20 protein-coding genes and 1 pseudogene are annotated in these 19,749 nt (G+C 51.6%); 18 read left to right on the top strand and 3 right to left on the bottom strand.

Annotated features, from left to right (window positions below):
- The 6 genes and pseudogenes from FDX11_RS12285 to ubiA all read left to right on the top strand — a co-directional run.
- Positions 1-822, top strand: a pseudogene (locus tag FDX11_RS12285) (type VI secretion system tip protein VgrG); the annotation flags it as partial.
- A 2-nt stretch (positions 823-824) separates the two neighbouring features.
- Positions 825-2,465, top strand: coding sequence for a LysM domain-containing protein (locus FDX11_RS12280; protein WP_137397988.1), 1,641 nt, complete (start codon positions 825-827; stop codon positions 2,463-2,465).
- Positions 2,465-2,983, top strand: a complete 519-nt coding sequence (locus FDX11_RS12275; protein WP_137397987.1) for a hypothetical protein — start codon at positions 2,465-2,467, stop codon at positions 2,981-2,983. Before FDX11_RS12280 ends, FDX11_RS12275 begins: the two co-directional genes overlap by 1 nt.
- A 44-nt stretch (positions 2,984-3,027) precedes the next feature.
- The gene (locus tag FDX11_RS12270) at positions 3,028-3,312 is read left to right on the top strand and encodes a type VI secretion system PAAR protein (RefSeq protein ID WP_137397986.1); all 285 of its coding nucleotides are present in this window, start codon (positions 3,028-3,030) and stop codon (positions 3,310-3,312) included.
- Positions 3,313-3,668: 356 nt separating this feature from the next.
- Entirely contained in the window at positions 3,669-4,166 is a 498-nt protein-coding gene (ubiC, locus tag FDX11_RS12265; RefSeq protein WP_042313004.1) for a chorismate lyase, read from the top strand.
- Between the two features lie 13 nt (positions 4,167-4,179).
- The gene (gene ubiA, locus FDX11_RS12260; protein ID WP_003826589.1) at positions 4,180-5,052 is read left to right on the top strand and encodes a 4-hydroxybenzoate octaprenyltransferase; all 873 of its coding nucleotides are present in this window, start codon (positions 4,180-4,182) and stop codon (positions 5,050-5,052) included.
- A gap of 54 nt (positions 5,053-5,106) precedes the next feature.
- On the opposite strand, the gene plsB is transcribed toward ubiA, so the two are convergent.
- Entirely contained in the window at positions 5,107-7,527 is a 2,421-nt protein-coding gene (gene plsB / locus FDX11_RS12255; protein ID WP_137397985.1) for a glycerol-3-phosphate 1-O-acyltransferase PlsB, read from the bottom strand.
- Positions 7,528-7,698: 171 nt separating this feature from the next.
- Between plsB and FDX11_RS12250 the strand changes: the two genes are divergently transcribed.
- The 4 genes from FDX11_RS12250 to FDX11_RS12235 all read left to right on the top strand — a co-directional run bounded on the left by FDX11_RS12250 (position 7,699) and on the right by FDX11_RS12235 (position 10,583).
- Positions 7,699-8,067 (top strand): diacylglycerol kinase, encoded by a 369-nt coding sequence (locus FDX11_RS12250; RefSeq protein ID WP_003826594.1) that lies wholly within the window; start codon positions 7,699-7,701, stop codon positions 8,065-8,067.
- Between the two features lie 109 nt (positions 8,068-8,176).
- A complete protein-coding gene (lexA, locus tag FDX11_RS12245; protein WP_003826596.1) occupies positions 8,177-8,785 on the top strand; it encodes a transcriptional repressor LexA in 609 nt (202 codons plus the stop codon).
- A 131-nt stretch (positions 8,786-8,916) separates the two neighbouring features.
- A complete protein-coding gene (dinF, locus tag FDX11_RS12240) occupies positions 8,917-10,242 on the top strand; it encodes an MATE family efflux transporter DinF (protein WP_042312997.1) in 1,326 nt (441 codons plus the stop codon).
- 131 nt (positions 10,243-10,373) lie between these two features.
- Complete coding sequence (locus FDX11_RS12235) at positions 10,374-10,583, top strand: CsbD family protein (RefSeq protein WP_006688302.1); 210 nt, start codon at positions 10,374-10,376, stop codon at positions 10,581-10,583.
- 41 nt (positions 10,584-10,624) lie between these two features.
- Here FDX11_RS12235 and zur read toward each other — a convergent pair whose 3' ends face one another.
- Positions 10,625-11,143, bottom strand: a complete 519-nt coding sequence (zur, locus tag FDX11_RS12230; protein ID WP_038636258.1) for a zinc uptake transcriptional repressor Zur — start codon at positions 11,141-11,143, stop codon at positions 10,625-10,627.
- A gap of 114 nt (positions 11,144-11,257) precedes the next feature.
- On the opposite strand from zur, the gene FDX11_RS12225 reads away from it, so the two are divergent.
- From FDX11_RS12225 to pspG, 3 genes are all read left to right on the top strand, one after another.
- The gene (locus tag FDX11_RS12225; protein ID WP_038636260.1) at positions 11,258-11,746 is read left to right on the top strand and encodes a cupin domain-containing protein; all 489 of its coding nucleotides are present in this window, start codon (positions 11,258-11,260) and stop codon (positions 11,744-11,746) included.
- 106 nt (positions 11,747-11,852) lie between these two features.
- Complete coding sequence (gene dusA / locus FDX11_RS12220) at positions 11,853-12,851, top strand: tRNA dihydrouridine(20/20a) synthase DusA (protein WP_061382693.1); 999 nt, start codon at positions 11,853-11,855, stop codon at positions 12,849-12,851.
- Between the two features lie 133 nt (positions 12,852-12,984).
- Positions 12,985-13,227: an envelope stress response protein PspG gene (gene pspG / locus FDX11_RS12215; RefSeq protein ID WP_003031713.1), complete on the top strand. Its 243-nt coding sequence runs from the start codon at positions 12,985-12,987 to the stop codon at positions 13,225-13,227.
- A gap of 163 nt (positions 13,228-13,390) precedes the next feature.
- Here the strand turns inward: pspG and FDX11_RS12210 are convergent, their stop codons facing one another.
- Positions 13,391-14,374: a quinone oxidoreductase gene (locus FDX11_RS12210; RefSeq protein ID WP_137397984.1), complete on the bottom strand. Its 984-nt coding sequence runs from the start codon at positions 14,372-14,374 to the stop codon at positions 13,391-13,393.
- A gap of 64 nt (positions 14,375-14,438) precedes the next feature.
- Here FDX11_RS12210 and dnaB point away from each other — a divergent pair, with 64 nt between their 5' ends.
- The 5 genes from dnaB (at position 14,439) to FDX11_RS12185 (ending at position 19,737) form a co-directional block, all read left to right on the top strand.
- Positions 14,439-15,854 (top strand): replicative DNA helicase, encoded by a 1,416-nt coding sequence (dnaB, locus tag FDX11_RS12205; protein ID WP_003826610.1) that lies wholly within the window; start codon positions 14,439-14,441, stop codon positions 15,852-15,854.
- Positions 15,855-15,870: 16 nt separating this feature from the next.
- Positions 15,871-16,950 (top strand): alanine racemase, encoded by a 1,080-nt coding sequence (alr, locus tag FDX11_RS12200; protein WP_137397983.1) that lies wholly within the window; start codon positions 15,871-15,873, stop codon positions 16,948-16,950.
- A gap of 135 nt (positions 16,951-17,085) precedes the next feature.
- On the top strand, positions 17,086-18,279 hold the full coding sequence (gene tyrB / locus FDX11_RS12195) for an aromatic amino acid transaminase (RefSeq protein WP_079225665.1): 1,194 nt from the start codon (positions 17,086-17,088) through the stop codon (positions 18,277-18,279).
- Positions 18,280-18,540: 261 nt separating this feature from the next.
- Complete coding sequence (gene aphA / locus FDX11_RS12190; protein WP_061382690.1) at positions 18,541-19,254, top strand: acid phosphatase AphA; 714 nt, start codon at positions 18,541-18,543, stop codon at positions 19,252-19,254.
- 126 nt (positions 19,255-19,380) lie between these two features.
- Positions 19,381-19,737 carry an MmcQ/YjbR family DNA-binding protein gene (locus tag FDX11_RS12185; RefSeq protein ID WP_038636271.1) on the top strand — a complete coding sequence of 119 codons (357 nt, stop codon included), beginning with the start codon at positions 19,381-19,383 and terminating at the stop codon, positions 19,735-19,737.
- Positions 19,738-19,749: the final 12 nt, after the last annotated feature.

The following is a 19,749-nucleotide window of genomic DNA, read 5'->3' as shown; positions in this document are numbered from 1 at the left end:
ATCCGCTCGAAAACCTACAAAGGCGGTGGTTTTAACGAGCTGCGCTTCGAGGATGCGACGGGTCAGGAGCAGGTTTATATCCATGCGCAGAAGAACATGGATACCGAAGTGCTGAACAACCGCACCACTGATGTAAAAGTTGACCACACGGAAACCATCGGTAACAACCAGAAAATCACCGTAGGGCTGGGGCAGACGGTCACCGTGGGTAAGGAGAATGCGGGCGGTCACGACCAGACCATCACCGTGGCGCATGACCGGAGAATCACGGTACGTAACGACCAGACGCTGAAAGTGAAGAACGACCGGATGGTGAGCATCAGCCATGACGACGGGCTGTACGTGGCGAATGACCGGAAAGTGACGGTGGACGGGAAACAGGAGCACACCACCACCGGAGACCATATCAGTCTGGTGAAAGGCAGCCACAGTCTGGAAGTGAAAGGCGACCTTGCGCGGAAGGTGTCGGGCGCGCTGGGGATAAAAGTGGAAGACGATATTGTCCTGGAGAGCAGCAGCCGGATAAGCCTGAAAGTGGGCGGTTCGTTTGTGGTTATCCATCCGGGTGGCGTGGACATTATGGGGCCGAAGATAAATCTGAACAGCGGGGGAAGTCCGGGGGCGCCAGTGGGGACAATGCAACCAGGCTTATTGAAGTCGCTGTCAGATGAGGACAGTGGTTCCGAGGAGTCTGGTGGGGCAAACGGATCGGATCAGACAACAATTGAACCTGAATTAAATCATATGTTTGGGTCCATAAAAGGTATTGATGGTATTCAAAGTAAAGAGCTTGTATTCAGACGGTTTACTGAAGAGGAATAAAAGTGACTGGCAAACCCACCCCATTCTTTGATGAACCACAGGATAAACCAACAAAATATGATGGCCTATTTGGCTGGTCTGCTGACTGGAAATGTTATCTTGATCAGGAGGATAAGCCTGTACCATTAGATGATATCTGGTCATTGTCACCGGATAAGCGTAGCGTGGTTGTTCTTAAAGGAGATACGCTTGGACAAATTGCAAGTGAATATAACTGTTCCGTTGAGGAACTTACTGAATATAATAACATAAAAAACCCGGAGTTGATCTACCCCGGACAGGTAATAAATATTCCTCAACGTCATTACACTCTAACTGACGCCGAAAAAAAGAAAGATGATAACCAATGTTCGTTATCGTTATCTTTTGAAGATCTGATAGAAAAGCCTCTTTCCGGATTGAAGGTTAAAGTAACATCAGCACTGGGTGAGGTTTTCGAGTTTATAACTGACGGTCTGGGAAAGATTGATGAATTTACAGTGCAAGCCGAATCTGAAATTAAAATCACTGTGTCCAGTGGTATGGGGAAGATAAAGGAAGTTGCCAGATTCATATCTCAGGAAGGTAAATTAAATGCTATTATTTCAAGCCCCAAGGTAAGAGTAAAAGGAAAAAGCGCAGCAATAACCGGTCCGGCAGGCAATGCTGACGGTAAAAGTGATGAAATTAATAAAATCAATGTTGGCCGAGACTCTGAGGGCAACCCCAGAGTTCATATAAACCATACCTGCCCTAACAGTTATGATCTTATGCTAGGTAAGAATGTTATTTACTGGAATGAGATTATTCGCGCATCTGAGCGGAGTGGCATTATACCCCAGGGCATAGCAGCAGTTATTCATTCTGAAGCGGCTAAATATCGTGGTGGAGTCTGGAAACCAACCTCAGTGTGTAAGGATTCAAAAAAATCGACAAAACAAAACACAATATATAAAAGTTCAGCGGCGGGTATTACACAATTTTTAAATGGGACATGGATGACGGAGACGTTAAAGGAAGGGACATATCTTTATGAAAAGGCATCTGAACAAGGACTGGTAGCAGACAGGCCCTTACTCAATAAAAATGGTGTGGTGGTAAAAAACAAAAAAGATGAGATCGTATATGAAAAAAAATTTCAGGTTTCTACCAATAAATGGAAAAATCTCAAGGAATTAAAAAAAGGCAGATATATCACAGGAATAACGCCGTACCCGGTTCACGCAACGGCAGAGGTACAGCAATGGTTAAATCTGCGATTTAAACCGGAATATGCCATTATGGCCGCAGTTGATTATGGTGTCGAAAATTTAGCATCTCTGAAAAGGGCAGGATATAATATCGACGGACTTAATGATGCTGAAAAAGCCAAACTTATATATTTAACACATCATCTTGGTCTGAGTGATGCAATACATTTTATTAAAAATAATATCACCGAGGATAAGGCAAAAAAATTATTAACAGCACAGGTAGGCGATGAATCAGCCAAAGCAAGGTCCAAAACAGCAGGGTATGTAAAAGCACACAGGCAATGGCTGATAGATTATATAAATAGAAACATTGATTTAAGTAATTATTTTTGCCATGAGAAAACAGCCCGAAACATCCCTGAAAACTTTGATCTAATAAATACAATTATAAAAATTAATGAGGCAATATAATGACCAAGCATTTTACTACCTTCTTAACCTTACTAATATTCTCATCTACGGGCATAGCTGATTGCAATTCTGATTCATCATTTTGTCATTATACTAAGTTTGGGATTCTCGACCAAATAACAAGATCCAAATCTGCCGATTATTACTCTTACCTAACCCTCAATGGAGTCAATATATACAAGGCAAAAACCGATTACATGTCATTCATGGATGATGACATGCTTGATGATGATATGGGTTTTTTCAAGAATAACAAATACTTTACCACTAAGACAGTTATTACATATACTTTAAACGAGCGTTGCCTTGATAAAATAGAATACCAAGGCTTTTGCAGTATTAGTGTGGTTCTCGACTTTTCTGGCAACAAACCCATTATTTCCAATGGTTTTACCCCAGACTCAGGAAATTCAGTTATCGACTGGGTCTCATGGGGAAAAGCAAATGCGATCATTGTATTTGAGGATGGATCAAAATTTAAATATATGAATGGACATGTTGAGCGCATCATTAAATAGAATCATCTCATACTTACGCTGACTAAATATTATGAAGGTTCCTCATGCCTACAGCAGCCCGACTTAATGACAAAGGCACCCAGCACGATGGTTATCACGAAACTGTTATTACAGCAGGTTCCCCCACAGTATTTATCGACGGATTGCCAGCTGCCCGTATGGGTGACCCACTGACACCCCACGATAAACCTAAACATCCGCCTCACCCACGTAAGATAGCCAGTAGTTCAGGCTCCGTATTTATTGACGGCCTGCCTGCTGCCAGAAGCGGTGATGCCATTGACTGCGGCGGCGTGGTTATCGGCAGCGGTACAGTCAACATCGGTTGATATACGCTGATATAAAAGGGAAAAAGTTATATCACTAAAATGGACAGCGCTTAACACTGGAAGTGGAGGGGGCATGGTGATTGACACTGCCGTTGTCGGTCTATAGCGGTCAAGTAATACTGGTCACTGGTTAGCTAAATTTTTTGCAAATCAGAACCTGCGATGTGCCAGCAGAGTCGAGCACAACAGAAAATTACTCTGCTTTTAACTAGAGGGCAGGATTCCCCGTAATTTTTAGCTTTCTATGCTAATTGTTACGCTTATGTTGCTCTGCCGATCACTTAATTGTGTTTGCTCACCCCGTAATGCCCTTTCTGCGATACAATGCCTTTAGGTTATAAATCGGAGAGTAAGGCATGCCACACCCTGCGTTAACGCAACTGCGTGCGCTGCGTTATTTTGATGCGATCCCGGCGCTGGACCCGCAACTGCTCGACTGGTTGTTACTGGAAGATTCGATGACCAAACGTTTTGAGCAGCAGGGCAAAGAAGTCACCGTCACGTTGATTCGCGAAGCGTTCGTTGGGCAAAATGAGGTGGCTGAAGAACTGACGCTGCTGCCCAAAGAGTCCCGCTATTGGTTACGCGAAATCCTGTTATGCGCGGATGGTGAACCCTGGCTTGCCGGGCGTACCGTGGTGCCTGAATCCACCCTGTGTGGCCCTGAACTGGCCTTACAAAACCTGGGGAAAACCCCGCTCGGACGCTACCTGTTTACGTCATCGACATTGACCCGAGATTTTATTGAGATTGGCCAAGATGCAGCGCTGTGGGGGCGTCGTTCCCGCCTGCGGCTGAGCGGTAAGCCGTTGATGCTTACCGAGCTTTTTCTGCCTGCATCGCCGTTGTACTGAGAGGAAGATAAAGATGGAGTGGAGTCTGACGCAGAATAAGCTGCTGGCGTTTCACCGCTTGATGCGTACGGATAAGCCAATCGGCGCCTTACTGCTGCTCTGGCCTACGCTGTGGGCATTATGGGTAGCAACCCCAGGTATGCCGCAACTGTGGATCCTGGCGGTTTTTGTCGCCGGCGTATGGTTAATGCGCGCCGCCGGATGCGTGGTGAATGATTATGCCGACAGGAAGTTTGACGGCCATGTTAAACGTACCGCGAATCGACCGCTGCCGAGCGGCGCAGTCACCGAGAAAGAAGCCCGAACGCTGTTTGTCGTATTGGTATTACTGGCCTTCCTGCTGGTCCTGACCCTTAATACGATGACCATTTTGTTGTCCGTTGCGGCATTAGCGCTGGCGTGGGTTTACCCGTTTATGAAGCGCTACACGCATCTACCGCAGGTGGTGCTGGGGGCGGCGTTTGGCTGGTCGATCCCGATGGCGTTCGCCGCCGTGAGCGAGTCCGTACCGCTGAGCTGCTGGCTGATGTTCCTTGCCAACATCCTCTGGGCTGTGGCCTATGATACGCAGTATGCAATGGTTGACCGCGATGATGACCTGAAGATCGGTATTAAATCGACCGCGATTCTGTTCGGCCAGAACGACAAGCTGATTATTGGTATCCTGCAGGTGGGCGTGCTGGTGCTGATGGCGCTGGTGGGCTGGTTAAACGGGTTGGGACTGGGCTATTACTGGTCTCTGTTAGTGGCTGGGGCGCTGTTTGTGTATCAGCAGAAACTGATCGTCAACCGTGAACGTGACGCCTGCTTTAAAGCGTTTATGAACAATAACTATGTTGGTCTGGTGCTGTTCTTAGGCCTGGCAATGAGCTACTGGCATTTTTGAGTTTGGCTTAGCCTGCAAAATAAAAACCGGTCATTATGACCGGTTTTTTTATGCTTACTCGCCTTGTGTGGCGCTCTCGATGGTCAGACGCACATCCGACGTGACCAGTTCGGCCAGCATCTGATAGATCTTCATCGTCTCTTCCGGTTCGGCATCTCCGGTATCGCTGATATATCCCTCGTCACGCAGCGTCAGCACCAGAGAACTGAACACGGCCTTGTCGAAGAATTCTGGCGCGTTAATGCCGTGCAGGACGGAAAGACGCTGAGCCACGGTGCGGCTCTCTTTCTCCAGCGTACCACGGTTGATAGACGGATTAGCGCTCAGCAGCCAGAAGGTAATAGCATAGCGCTGCAACGTCTCACGAGCACCCGCCGCCAGCAGCTGTAGCGTACGGGAGCGGGCCGGATTGATATGCAGTTCGTCATCGTCCAGGGTGATGAGTCCCTGGCGCTGCATTTCGCTGGCCAGTTCGTCGATCACGCCTGCAAGTTCGTCACGCTCCCAGCGCAGGAACAGCTCCGCTTTCAGCATCGGGTATAGCGCTTCAATATGCTGCAGCAGCGCGGCGCGTGAAATATGACGATGCTGAGTTACGATGGCCGCCATTAACGAAGGCAGTACCAGCATATGCGCAATGTTGTTGCGGTAGTACGTCATCAATACCGCCTGCTCGCGCGGCAGAATGATGATGTCGCCGATGGTGTCTTTCTCGACCTCAAACTTGTTCATCTGCAAGGCATGGTCAATCAGTTCACTGGCGCTCTGCGCAGGAACCGTCGCATCCGGGGCATACGGTACGTTGCGCAGCAGACTCAGATAGCAATCGAGTTGTTCAGTCAACTGCTCACGGGTCAGAGAGCGCTGGCGGGAAGCCAGTAACGCGGTACAGCACAGGTTCATGGCGTTGGCTGCGCCTGCGTTGTTAATGCGTACCATCAGATCGGCGGCAATGTTATTTACCGTCGGCGTCAGCCAGGCAGGACGAATAGACTCAATAGGATCGATAGATTCACGCCACTCCGGCACATGCTGGTTGAGGTAAGTCATCAACGGCATCGGCTCGCCAAAGTTAACGTAACCCTGACCCAGATTACGCAGCTTGCTTAAGCCACGCAGCATTTGCGGCAGGCTCTCTTTCTCTTTCGTCGCGCCCCGCAGTTCTTTCGCATACGTGCCCACTTCCATTACGTGCTCGTAGCCGATGTAGATCGGTACGAGGGTAATCGGACGCGTACCGCCGCGCAGCATCGCCTGAATGGTCATCGACAGCGTGCCGGTTTTCGGGTCAAGCAAACGACCAGTACGTGAACGACCGCCTTCGACAAAGTACTCAACCGAGTAGCCGCGGCTGAACAACTCGCCCAGGTATTCGCGGAAAACGGTGGAATAAAGCTTGTTGCCCTTGAAGGTACGACGAATAAAGAACGCGCCCAGGCGGCGGAAAATCGGACCCGCCGGCCAGAAATTCAGGTTGATGCCTGCCGCGATATGCGGCGGAACCAGACCCTGATGATACAGCACGTACGACAGCAGCATATAGTCCATATGGCTGCGATGGCACGGAACATAGACGATTTCGTGTCCATCGTGTGCCAACTGGCGTACACGCTCTGCATTATGAACGTTAATCCCCTGATACAGACGGTTCCAGGTAAAGCCCAGAATACGGTCTGTCAGACGGATCATCTCGTAGGAGAAGTTGGCGGCAATCTCTTCCATCAACGCTATCGCATTTTGCTGCGCTTTTTCGTGGGAGATTTTTTTACTGCGCGCTTCATCTTCTACCGCACGCGCGATAGCTTTTGAGGCCAACAGTTTGTTAAACAGATCCTGACGGGCAGGGAGGCGCGGCCCGACTGCGGCCAGGCGCTGGCGAGCAAAGTGCATACGCGCTACGCGCGCCAATTTCTGGGCGATAATTTTATCTGTACCGTGTTCATCCGCCATGCGACGCAGGGAAACCGACGGGGAGAAGCGGACAAAGCTGTCGCGACCCAGCCAGGACACAGCAAAGAATTTTTGTACGCCGTTCAGCATACGCAGCGGCGGGTTGACCTCGCCTTTTTCGCGTCCAGGCGCACGGCCAAACATCACCGAAACCGGCACCATCTGTACATCCAGGTCTGGATTGCTGCGATGCAAGTCGAGATAGTTATGGAACAGCTTAATAGACTCTTCTTTTGGCGTGTAATAGGTGAAGACACGTGGGCCGCCGTGAATAAACACGTAGCGCGGCAGTAGAGTTCCGTCTATCTCCAGCGGTTCCAGGGGATCCGGGAGATCGTGCGCCAGACATTGGGCGCGCAGCGTCAGCAAGTCTGCTTTGGAGTTGTACGGTAGGACGTACATAATGGGGCGAGAAGTATCGAGCCTCAATTCCGGTGCAGGTTCCGCCGGAATAGACTTGCTTTTTACCAGCACGCTTAATGGTAAATTCAGTAATTTGTAGTAAATTCGTGGCCAGCCGGACATAAACGATGTAAAGCCTCTGGTTAATAATGCAAATGCGCTGCAAGGATATCAGAAAGTTTAGTGAATTTCTGGTGTATCCGGTCATACTTCGCGCTGCTTTGCCACACCCTGAAACAAACGGGGTAACGTTACAATGACATTGACGCTAATAATGTAAAAAGGTTCTTTTTGATGGCCAATAATACCACTGGATTCACCCGAATTATCAAAGCTGCAGGCTATTCCTGGAAAGGTTTTCGCGCCGCATGGATTAATGAAGCGGCATTTCGCCAGGAAAGCGTTGCCGTTCTGCTAGGCGTTGCCATCGCCTGCTGGCTGGACGTCGACGCCATTACGCGCGTGTTGCTGATTGGTTCCGTGATGCTGGTGATGATCGTTGAAATTCTTAACAGTGCGATAGAGGCGGTGGTTGATCGTATCGGTTCCGAGTACCACGAACTGTCTGGTCGTGCGAAAGATATGGGGTCGGCGGCGGTATTGCTGTCAATTTTTGTCGCCCTGATCACCTGGGGCATCCTGTTGTGGTCGCATTTGCGATAAAGATTCCACAACTTCATCATTCTTCTGTTTTTTGTGCAGTTTGCGGTTCCAAAATCACCTTTAGCTGTATATACTCACAGCATAACTGTATATACACCCAGGGGGCGGAATGAAAGCGTTAACGGCCAGGCAGCAAGAGGTGTTTGATCTTATTAGAGATCACATCAGCCAGACAGGTATGCCACCGACGCGTGCGGAGATCGCGCAGCGTTTGGGGTTCCGTTCCCCAAACGCTGCTGAAGAACATCTGAAAGCGTTGGCGCGTAAAGGCGTGCTGGAAATTGTATCCGGCGCATCGCGTGGTATTCGTCTGTTGCAGGAAGAAGAAGAAGGTTTACCGCTTGTAGGTCGCGTTGCGGCAGGTGAGCCACTTCTGGCGCAGCAACACATTGAAGGCCATTATCAGGTCGATCCTTCACTGTTCAAACCGAACGCCGATTTTCTGCTGCGTGTCAGCGGTATGTCGATGAAAGACATCGGGATTATGGACGGTGATTTGCTGGCTGTGCATAAAACACAGGATGTGCGTAACGGTCAGGTTGTTGTCGCGCGCATTGACGACGAAGTGACGGTGAAACGCCTGAAAAAACAGGGCAACAAGGTTGAGCTTCTGCCAGAAAACAGCGAATTCAAACCGATTGTGGTCGACCTGCGCGAGCAAAACTTCACTATTGAAGGGCTGGCGGTAGGCGTCATTCGTAACGGTGAATGGCTGTAATCACAGGTTGCTTTCCCGACAGCCGGATAAGACGTTTGCGTCGCCATCCGGCAACTAGCCCGGTGGTGCTGTGCTTACCGGGCCTGAACAACATCTTCCAGTACGTCTAACTTCTTTTCAGGCGCTATTTCATGCCTTTCTTTACCTCCTCCGACAAAGCACTCTGGCGTCTAGCCTTACCGATGATCTTCTCCAATATCACCGTTCCCTTGCTGGGATTGGTCGATACTGCGGTCATTGGTCATCTGGATAGCCCGATTTATCTTGGCGGCGTTGCCGTTGGCGCCACCGCGACCAGTTTTCTCTTTATGCTGCTGCTTTTTTTACGCATGAGCACCACGGGCCTTACCGCCCAGGCATTTGGCGCGAAAAATCCGCAGGCACTGGCGCGTGCGCTGGTGCAGCCGCTAATGCTGGCGCTGGGTGCGGGGCTGCTTATCGCACTGTTTCGTACGCCGATTATCGATCTGGCTCTGCATATTGTCGGGGGAAGTGAAGCGGTACTGGAGCAGGCCCGACGTTTCCTGGAAATCCGTTGGTTAAGCGCACCCGCGTCTCTGGCGAATCTGGTGCTGCTCGGCTGGCTGCTTGGCGTTCAGTATGCGCGGGCGCCGGTTATCCTGCTGATAGTCGGTAATGTTCTCAACATTGTGCTCGATTTATGGCTGGTAATGGGCCTGCATATGAACGTGCAGGGAGCGGCGCTGGCGACGGTCACCGCCGAATATACCACCCTGCTGATTGGCCTGATGATGGTACGTAAAGTCCTGCATATGCGCGAAATTTCGCTGGCAATGTTGAAACAGGCGTGGCGTGGCAATTTCCGCCGGTTACTGGCGCTTAACCGCGACATCATGCTGCGCTCGCTGTTGCTGCAGCTCTGTTTTGGTGCCATTACGGTGCTGGGCGCGCGTCTGGGGAGCGATATCATTGCGGTAAATGCTGTTCTGATGACTCTACTGACTTTTACCGCCTACGCGCTGGACGGGTTTGCCTACGCCGTAGAAGCGCATTCTGGTCAGGCCTATGGCGCAAGAGATGGCAGCCAGTTACTGGATGTCTGGCGCGCAGCCTGTCGACAGTCCGGTCTTGTGGCGATTCTGTTTTCGCTGGTTTATGCCCTGTTTGGCGAGCACATTATAGCGTTGCTAACCTCGCTCCCGCAGATTCAACTGCTGGCCGATCGCTATCTTATCTGGCAGGTGATTTTGCCGCTGGTTGGCGTCTGGTGTTATTTGCTGGACGGTATGTTTATCGGCGCAACACGGGCTGCAGAAATGCGCAACAGCATGGCCGTTGCCGCCGCGGGATTCGCATTAACGTTGCTGGCTCTACCGCTGCTGGGTAACCACGGCTTGTGGCTGGCGCTCACCGTATTTCTTGCCCTGCGCGGGCTTTCGCTGGCCTTTATCTGGCGACGTCACTGGCGCAACGGGACGTGGTTCGTTGAAGCCTGACGGTTAAAAATTCTGAATAGTGAATCGAATGCCGAATCAGTGACTACACTTATTCTCACGTCCAGCAGAAAAGATAGCAGAGTTGGACGAGATACTCTGGCTATTCACAACCTAACGATGAGGATTTGATGATGAATAAAGACGAAGTCGGCGGCAACTGGAAACAGTTCAAAGGTAAAGTGAAAGAGCAATGGGGCAAACTGACCGACGATGATATGACGGTCATTGAAGGCAAACGTGACCAACTGGTCGGTAAAGTCCAGGAGCGTTACGGTTATGCAAAAGATCAGGCGGAGAAAGAAGTCACTGACTGGGAAACCCGCAACGATTACCGCTGGTAATTAGTCCCCTCCTGAGAGTACAGGGATGTACGCTCTCTTGCTTAGCGACCGACTTTCTTTTTCACCAGAATTGAGTGGTCATGCTGGCATTCGCCTGGATGCCGACAGGCTTCAACCTCCACGCATGCCGGGCAGAGTCCGTGAGCTTCAATCACGTTATGCCGCAGAGCAAAGCCCATTTTTGCCGCCAGCATATGCATGATGTCTTCCACACCTTCCGCACACTCTTCTTTTACCACGCCACAGCGATCGCAAATAAACATCGCAGAACTGTGGGTCGGTTGATCGAACAGGTGACACAGCACGTAGCTGTTGGTCGATTCCACTTTATGTACAAAACCTTGTTCCAGCAGAAAATCGAGCGCACGATAAACGGTTGGCGGCTTGGCCTGCGGCTCGGTTTCCCGTAGCAGGTCGAGCAGATCGTAAGCGCTGATGGCGCCTTCCTGCAGGCTCATCAGGCGCAGCACTTCGAGGCGCTGCGGCGTTAGCCGCACGTTGCGTTGCGCACAGAGTTTTTCAGCTTGAGCCAATAACTCCTGCGTGGTGGTTTTGTCCATTTGGCGCCTCGATTTGTGTGAAAGGTTAATCCCTTACTTTATCATGTTCTGCTTAAAACGCCGAGATCCGCCGCTGTGTGCTATACCTGACGCATCGTATTCTGGAGAATCAACATGAAAAGACCCGACTGTATTCGCCACTGGCGAGAGGTGGAGGGGGCTGATGACTCCACCTACCCCGACAGCAATGAACTTTTTGCTATTGGCGCGCCGCTTGCCCGTAAACTTGGGTTAGGAAGACTGGGTATTCATCATGAACGCCTGCCGCCGGGGCGTCGCACATCTTATCCTCATGCGGAAAGCGATGAAGAAGAGTTTATCTATGTGCTGGAAGGCTATCCGGAAGCCTGGATCAACGGTTATTTATGGAAGCTCGAGCCTGGCGACAGCGTCGGTTTTCCGGCTGGAACCGGGGTGTGTCACACCTTTATCAATAACACCAGTGAAGAGGTGCGCCTGCTGGTCGTGGGTGAGGCAAACAAAAAATATAATCGCATTTACTACCCGCTTAACCCGGTCTATGCCGCCACGCGCGAGGATCGCTGGGTGGACCATCCGCCGCAGTTTTTTGGCCCACATGACGGCAAGCCGGGGCGCAAATAACGCACTGTGAGAATATGCTGCGGTAGCCACGATGATGGGGCGCACTATCGCACCGGTCTATGCTATAGTAGCGCCCCTTTTTTAACCGGATGCTTGAATATTCGCCATGCTGCCTGAATCTCAGTCTACCGCTTTTCCCGCTCATCGTTTTTCTATCGCGCCGATGCTCGACTGGACGGACAGACATTGCCGCTACTTTTTGCGCTTACTGTCCCGCCAGACGCTGCTGTATACGGAGATGGTGACCACCGGAGCGATCATTCATGGTAAAGGCGATTATCTGGCGTATAGCGAAGAAGAACATCCGGTCGCGTTGCAACTGGGCGGGAGCGATCCGGCTGCACTGGCGCAGTGTGCGAAGCTCGCTGAACAGCGGGGTTATGACGAAATTAACCTCAACGTGGGTTGTCCTTCCGACCGCGTACAGAATGGCATGTTTGGCGCCTGTCTAATGGGGAATGCGCAACTGGTCGCTGATTGCGTCAAGGCGATGCGCGATGTGGTGTCGATTCCGGTGACGGTGAAGACCCGAATCGGCATTGATGATCAGGACAGCTACGAGTTCCTGTGCGATTTCATCAACACGGTATCTGGCAACGGCGAATGCGAGATGTTTATCATCCACGCCCGCAAGGCCTGGCTGTCCGGGTTAAGCCCGAAAGAAAACCGCGAGATCCCACCGTTGGATTATGACCGTGTTTATCAGTTAAAGCGTGATTTCCCGCATCTGACGATGTCGATCAACGGCGGTATTAAATCGCTGGAAGAAGCGAAAAAGCATCTGCAACATATGGATGGCGTGATGGTGGGGCGTGAAGCCTATCAAAATCCCGGAATTCTGGCGTCGGTCGACCGCGAAATTTTTGTTGCCGCTACCCATGATGCCGATCCGGTCGCCGTGGTGCGCGCCATGTATCCGTATATTGAGCGTGAACTGAGTCAGGGCACTTATCTGGGGCATGTCACACGCCATATGCTGGGACTGTTTCAGGGGATCCCCGGCGCACGTCAGTGGCGTCGTTACCTGAGTGAGAACGCGCATAAAGCCGGAGCCGATATTAACGTCCTGGAACATGCTTTGAAGCTGGTGGCCGATAAGCGTTAGTTTCTCACTAATAGTTAGTTAATTTCACCACGCCCTGTGCTTTGTCACGGGGCGTTTTGTTTATAAATCAGTAGATTAACTTTGGCATGTTTCTTGTAAAGGAATGGAGAGTATTTCATTTCGGGAGAGAGTCATGCTGGAACTACTTTTTGTGATTGGATTTTTTATCATGCTGATGGTCACCGGCGTATCGTTGCTGGGGGTGCTGGCCGCGCTGGTGGTAGCCACCGCCGTGATGTTTTTGGGTGGACTATTTGCCTTGATGATTAAACTGTTGCCCTGGCTGCTACTGGCCGTTGCCGTGGTGTGGGTGATCAAGGCGATAAAAGCGCCAAAAGTCCCCCAGTATCAGCGCAATAACCGCCGATTTTACTAAGGTATTGAGTGGTCCGTCACAACCTGAAACATTGCCTTTAGAACCAAATAGGAATTGATTATCAAATCTGTCACTATTGCCAGGTTAACGAATTCATCGAGCTGTACCCTACATACAGCCGAACTAAAAAAAGAAAGGGCTTCCTGCGGGAAGCCCTAATTCTTTACGGGATCAGCAAACTCGATCCCTGCGTGGCGCGACTTTCCAGCACTTCATGGGCACGCTGCGCGTCGTGCAGCGCAAATGTCTGACCAGGTGCGACATCCACTTTTATTACCCCACTGGCAATCAATGAGAAAAGCTCATTACTGGCTTCGGTTAATTCGCGGTGGTTGGTGATGTAACCCTGCAGAGAGGGACGGGTCACGTATAGCGAACCTTTCTGATTCAGAATCCCTAAATTTACACCGGTCACTGGTCCGGACGCGTTGCCAAAACTGACCATCAGTCCGCGGCGCTGCAGACAATCGAGAGAGGCCTCCCAGGTATCTTTCCCCACCGAATCGTACACCACCCGCACTTTTTTACCGCCGGTGATCTCTTTTACCCGCTCAACAATGCTTTCTTCACGATAGTTAATTACCTGCCACGCCCCGGCCTGCTGCGCAATTTGCGCTTTTTGCGCATTGCCGACGGTGCCAATCAGTTTCGCTCCCAACGCTTTCGCCCACTGACAAGCGATCAGACCGACGCCACCTGCGGCTGCGTGGAATAAAAACGGTTCGTCAGGCTGGATTTCATAGGTTTTGCGTAACAGGTAAAAAACGGTCAGCCCCTTCAGAAACGAGGCGGCTGCCTGTTCAAATGAGATAGCGTTAGGCAGAATAGCGGCTTTATCAGCCGGCACGTTATGCACTGAGCTGTAAGCGCCAAGCGCAGACTGAGCATACACCACGCGATCGCCAGCTTTAATGTGCGTCACTTTGCTGCCAACTTTGCTGACCACGCCCGCGGCTTCGGTACCCAGACCGCAGGGCAGAGAAGGTGGTGGATAAAGACCACTGCGGATGTAGGTGTCGATGTAGTTGATCCCAATCGCTTTATTCTCGACCTGGATTTCGTTTTCCGCCGGGTCAACTGGCGTAAACTCCACAGCCTTGAGTACATCAGGCCCACCATGCTTGTGAAATTCAATACGTGTTGCCATGCTTCCTCCAAAAGAAATGTGGTAATCTTTCGACCCAATCATTATCTCGGTAACTCCATTCACTATGGCAGGAAATAAACCCTTCAACAAACAACAGACTGATGCTCGTGAGCGCGATCCCCAGGTCGCCGGGCTGAAAGTACCGCCGCACTCGATTGAAGCGGAACAGTCGGTGTTGGGCGGTTTAATGCTGGATAACGAACGCTGGGATGACGTGGCCGAACGCGTGGTGGCGGAAGATTTTTATACCCGCCCGCACCGGCATATCTTCACGGAAATGCATCGCCTGCAGGAGATGGGAAAACCCATCGATCTGATTACCCTGGCAGAGTCGCTGGAGGTTCAGGGCCAGTTGGACAGCGTCGGCGGTTTTGCGTACCTGGCTGAGTTATCGAAAAATACGCCAAGTGCGGCCAACATTAGCGCTTATGCGGATATCGTTCGCGAACGTGCCGTTGTCCGTGACATGATTTCGGTCGCGAACGAAATTGCGGAAGCCGGATTCGATCCGCAAGGACGTTCCAGTGAAGACCTGCTGGATCTCGCGGAGTCTCGCGTCTTTAAAATCGCTGAAAGTCGCGCCAACAAAGACGAAGGCCCGAAAAACATTACCGATGTGCTCGACGCCACCGTCGCGCGTATCGAGCAGCTATTCCAGCAGCCGCACGACGGCGTTACCGGGGTGAACACCGGTTATGACGACCTCAACAAAAAAACCGCTGGTTTGCAGCCGTCAGACCTCATCATCGTCGCTGCGCGTCCGTCGATGGGTAAAACGACATTTGCAATGAACCTCGTCGAAAATGCGGCGATGTTGCAGGATAAGCCAGTTCTTATCTTTAGTCTGGAAATGCCCTCAGAACAGATCATGATGCGTTCCCTGGCCTCGCTCTCACGCGTAGACCAGACCAAAATCCGTACCGGTCAACTGGATGACGAAGACTGGGCGCGAATTTCCGGAACAATGGGTATTTTGCTGGAGAAACGAAACATCTATATTGATGACTCTTCCGGCCTGACGCCAACGGAAGTGCGTTCGCGTGCCCGTCGTATCGCCCGTGAACACGGCGGTATCGGACTTATCATGATCGACTACCTGCAGCTGATGCGCGTGCCGTCGCTTTCCGACAACCGTACGCTGGAAATTGCTGAAATTTCCCGCTCGCTGAAAGCGTTAGCGAAAGAACTGCATGTACCGGTGGTGGCGCTGTCGCAGCTTAACCGCTCTTTGGAACAACGCGCCGACAAGCGTCCGGTCAACTCGGATCTGCGTGAATCAGGCTCCATCGAGCAGGATGCCGACTTAATCATGTTTATCTATCGTGATGAGGTTTATCACGAAAACAGCGACCTGAAAGGGATCGCAGAAATCATTATTGGTAAGCAACGTAACGGTCCGATCGGAACGGTTCGCCTGACGTTTAACGGACAGTGGTCGCGATTCGACAACTATGCCGGTCCTCAATATGACGATGAGTAATTTCTAAGGAATACAAATGCAAGCGGCAACTGTAGTTATTAACCGCCGCGCTCTGCGACACAACCTGCAACGTCTGCGTGAACTGGCTCCTGCCAGTAAACTGGTTGCGGTCGTGAAAGCGAACGCCTACGGCCATGGTCTGTTAGAGACCGCGCGAACGCTCCCCGATGCGGACGCTTTTGGTGTCGCTCGTCTTGAAGAAGCCCTGCGGCTGCGCGCGGGTGGGATCACACAGCCTATCCTGTTGCTGGAAGGTTTTTTCGATGCCACCGATCTGCCGACTATCTCCGCGCAGCGTCTGCATACCGCCGTGCACAACCAGGAGCAGCTCGAAGCCCTGGAGGCTGCAAAACTGGCTGAGCCGGTCACCGTCTGGATGAAGCTCGACACGGGAATGCACCGCCTGGGCGTACGTCCTGAACAGGCCGAGGCGTTTTATCAGCGCTTAACGCAATGTGAAAATGTGCGCCAGCCGGTCAATATCGTCAGCCACTTTGCACGCGCGGACGAGCCTGAGTGTGGCGCGACCGAAAAGCAGCTCGATATCTTTAATCGCTTCTGTGAAGGCAAACCGGGGCAGCGTTCGATTGCCGCATCCGGCGGTATTCTGCTGTGGCCGCAGTCTCACTTCGACTGGGCGCGTCCGGGGCTGATTCTGTACGGCGTATCACCGCTGGAAAACCACTCTATCGGCGCCGATTTTGGCTGCCGGCCGGTGATGTCGCTAACCTCCAGCCTGATTGCGGTGCGTGAGCACAAAGCGGGCGAACCGGTTGGTTATGGCGGCACCTGGCAGAGCGAGCGCGACACGCTTTTAGGCGTGGTGGCGATGGGTTATGGCGATGGTTACCCGCGTGCGGCGCCGTCTGGGACACCGGTGCTGGTCAATGGCCGTGAAGTGCCGATCGTGGGTCGCGTCGCGATGGATATGATCTGCGTCGATTTAGGTCCCGAGGCGCAGGATAAGGCTGGTGATTCTGTGATTCTTTGGGGTGAAGGTTTGCCCGTTGAACGCATTGCTGAAATGACGAAAGTTAGTGCTTACGAACTTATCACACGCCTGACCTCAAGGGTGGCGATGAAGTATATCGACTAAGTTCATGATATGCCGGACAGGCGGGAACCCCGCCATCCGGCAATATGCTCGCCAACTGCAACATCCTCTCGATCTTCTTCCGCTTCCGGTTTATTGTGTTCTTATCCTCTGCCTGTAAACCTGGAGAACCACCTCGTGTTTCAAAAAGTTGACGCCTACGCTGGCGACCCGATTTTATCGCTCATGGAGCGATTCAAAGAAGATTCACGTAGCGACAAAGTGAACCTCAGCATTGGCCTGTACTACAACGAAGACGGCATTATTCCTCAGCTTAAAGCGGTGGCGGAGGCGGAAGCCCGACTCAATGCCAAACCGCATGGCGCTTCGTTGTATCTACCGATGGAAGGTCTGAACACGTATCGCCATACCATTGCGCCGCTGTTGTTTGGCGCGGATCATCCGGTTCTCCAGCAACAGCGTGTCGCAACCATTCAGACGCTGGGTGGTTCCGGGGCGCTAAAAATTGGCGCAGACTTCCTGAAACGCTATTTCCCTGACTCTGGTGTGTGGGTTAGCGATCCGACATGGGAAAACCATATCGCGATTTTTGAAGGGGCTGGATTCGAAGTGAGTACTTACCCCTGGTATGACAACGAAACCAACGGGGTACGTTTCAATGACCTGCTGGCCACGCTGAATACCTTACCGGCGCGCAGCATCGTGCTGCTGCATCCGTGCTGCCATAACCCGACCGGTGCAGATTTAACCCCTGCGCAATGGGATGCGGTTATTGAGATTCTGAAATCGCGCGATCTGATCCCATTCCTCGACATTGCTTATCAGGGCTTTGGTGGCGGAATGCAAGACGATGCTTACGCGATCCGCGCCATTGCCAGCGCCGGGTTACCGGCTCTGGTCAGCAACTCATTTTCTAAAATCTTCTCTTTATACGGCGAGCGCGTCGGTGGGTTGTCTGTGGTATGTGAAGACGCCGATGCCGCCAGCCGCGTTCTGGGGCAATTAAAAGCGACCGTGCGTCGTAACTACTCCAGCCCGCCAAACTTTGGCGCACAGGTGGTTGCTACGGTACTGGGTGACGACGCGCTGAAAGCCAGCTGGCTGGCGGAAGTCGAAGAGATGCGGACCCGCATCCTGGCAATGCGCCAGGAGCTGGTTAACGTGCTGAACGCTGAAATCCCTGGCCGTAACTTTGATTACCTGCTGCAACAGCGCGGAATGTTCAGCTATACCGGGCTTAGCGCCGCTCAGGTCGATCGCCTGCGTGATGAGTTTGGCGTGTACCTGATTGCCAGCGGTCGTATGTGCGTGGCCGGATTGAATCACGCTAACGTGCAGCGCGTGGCGAAGGCATTTGCTGCCGTTATTTAACCCGGTTTGTTATTTCTCGCACAGTGTTGCCGGATGGCGGCGTAAACGCCTTATCCGGCCTACAAAGGCAGTGGATTTTTCGTTTGTAGGCCTGATGAGCGTTGCGCTATCAGGCACGCTTTTCTGTGTGATCGTGCTCTTTTTCTGTAACAAAACCAGAGAAAATCCTTCCTTTCCCTTCCCTCAGGGGGTAAGGTCAGATAGTTTTTTGACCAGTTGTTAATAAAAAAATGATAACTAACTGACTACTTAGGGAAAAATATGCGCAAGTTTACGTTGGCACTGAGTGCCGTTTGTTTATTGTTCACGTTAAATCAGCCTGCTCAGGCATTAGTTTCTTCTCCCTCGCAGCTCAATCCAGGCACCAACGTTGCAAAACTCGCCGAGCAGGCTCCCATTCACTGGGTTTCCGTGGCGCAAATTGAAAACAGTCTGACAGGCCGCCCGCCGATGGCCGTCGGGTTTGATATCGATGACACCGTCCTTTTTTCCAGCCCGGGCTTCTGGCGCGGTAAGAAAACGTACTCTCCGGACAGTGAAGATTACCTGAAGAATCCGGCTTTCTGGGAGAAAATGAACAACGGCTGGGACGAGTTCAGTATTCCAAAAGAAGTGGCGCGTCAGTTGATTGATATGCACGTGCGTCGTGGTGATAGTATTTTCTTCGTCACCGGACGTAGCCCGACGAAGACTGAAACGGTATCGAAAACGCTGGCTGATAACTTTCACATCCCAGCCGCCAATATGAATCCGGTCATTTTTGCCGGCGACAAGCCGGGCCAGAACACCAAAACGCAGTGGTTACAGGATAAAAACGTGCGCATGTTCTACGGCGATTCTGACAATGACATCACCGCCGCTCTCGACGTGGGTATTCGCGGTATTCGTATTTTACGTGCCTCCAACTCCACCTATAAACCGCTACCCCAGGCTGGCGCGTTTGGTGAAGAGGTGATCGTTAATTCTGAGTATTAAAGGCGTAGGCTGCTATTTGGTGGTTTTTTAAACAAATTTGCGTTACTGGCTTTTACCTTTTGCGGACTTGCTGCACACTGAATAAAAGATGTTCTCATTAGGCGAGTGCTGGTAAGGGGAATAAAGATGACGAATTCGGAGTTGCTGCAATACTGCATGGCAAAAACGGGCGCGGAGCAGAGCGTGCACAGTGACTGGAAAGCCACACAAATCAAAGTCGAAGATGTACTCTTTGCCATGGTAAAAGAGGTAGAAGAACGCCCGGCGGTCTCTCTGAAAACCAGCCCTGAACTGGCGGAATTACTGCGTCAGCAGCATAGCGATGTACGACCAAGCAGGCATCTGAATAAAGCGCACTGGAGCACGGTGTATCTGGACGGCTCGCTGCCGGATTCGCAGATTTATTATCTGGTTGATGCCTCTTATCAGCTGGCGGTGAACACGCTGCCGGAAGATAAACGCCGGATACTGGCGCAGCCCTGATAAGCGCTGCGC

It is taken from the genome of Citrobacter sp. wls714, assembly GCF_005281025.1.
GTDB lineage: Bacteria > Pseudomonadota > Gammaproteobacteria > Enterobacterales > Enterobacteriaceae > Citrobacter > Citrobacter werkmanii.
The sequence above is the reverse complement of the archived record's forward strand: the minus strand, read 5'-3'. Positions and strand labels throughout refer to the sequence as shown.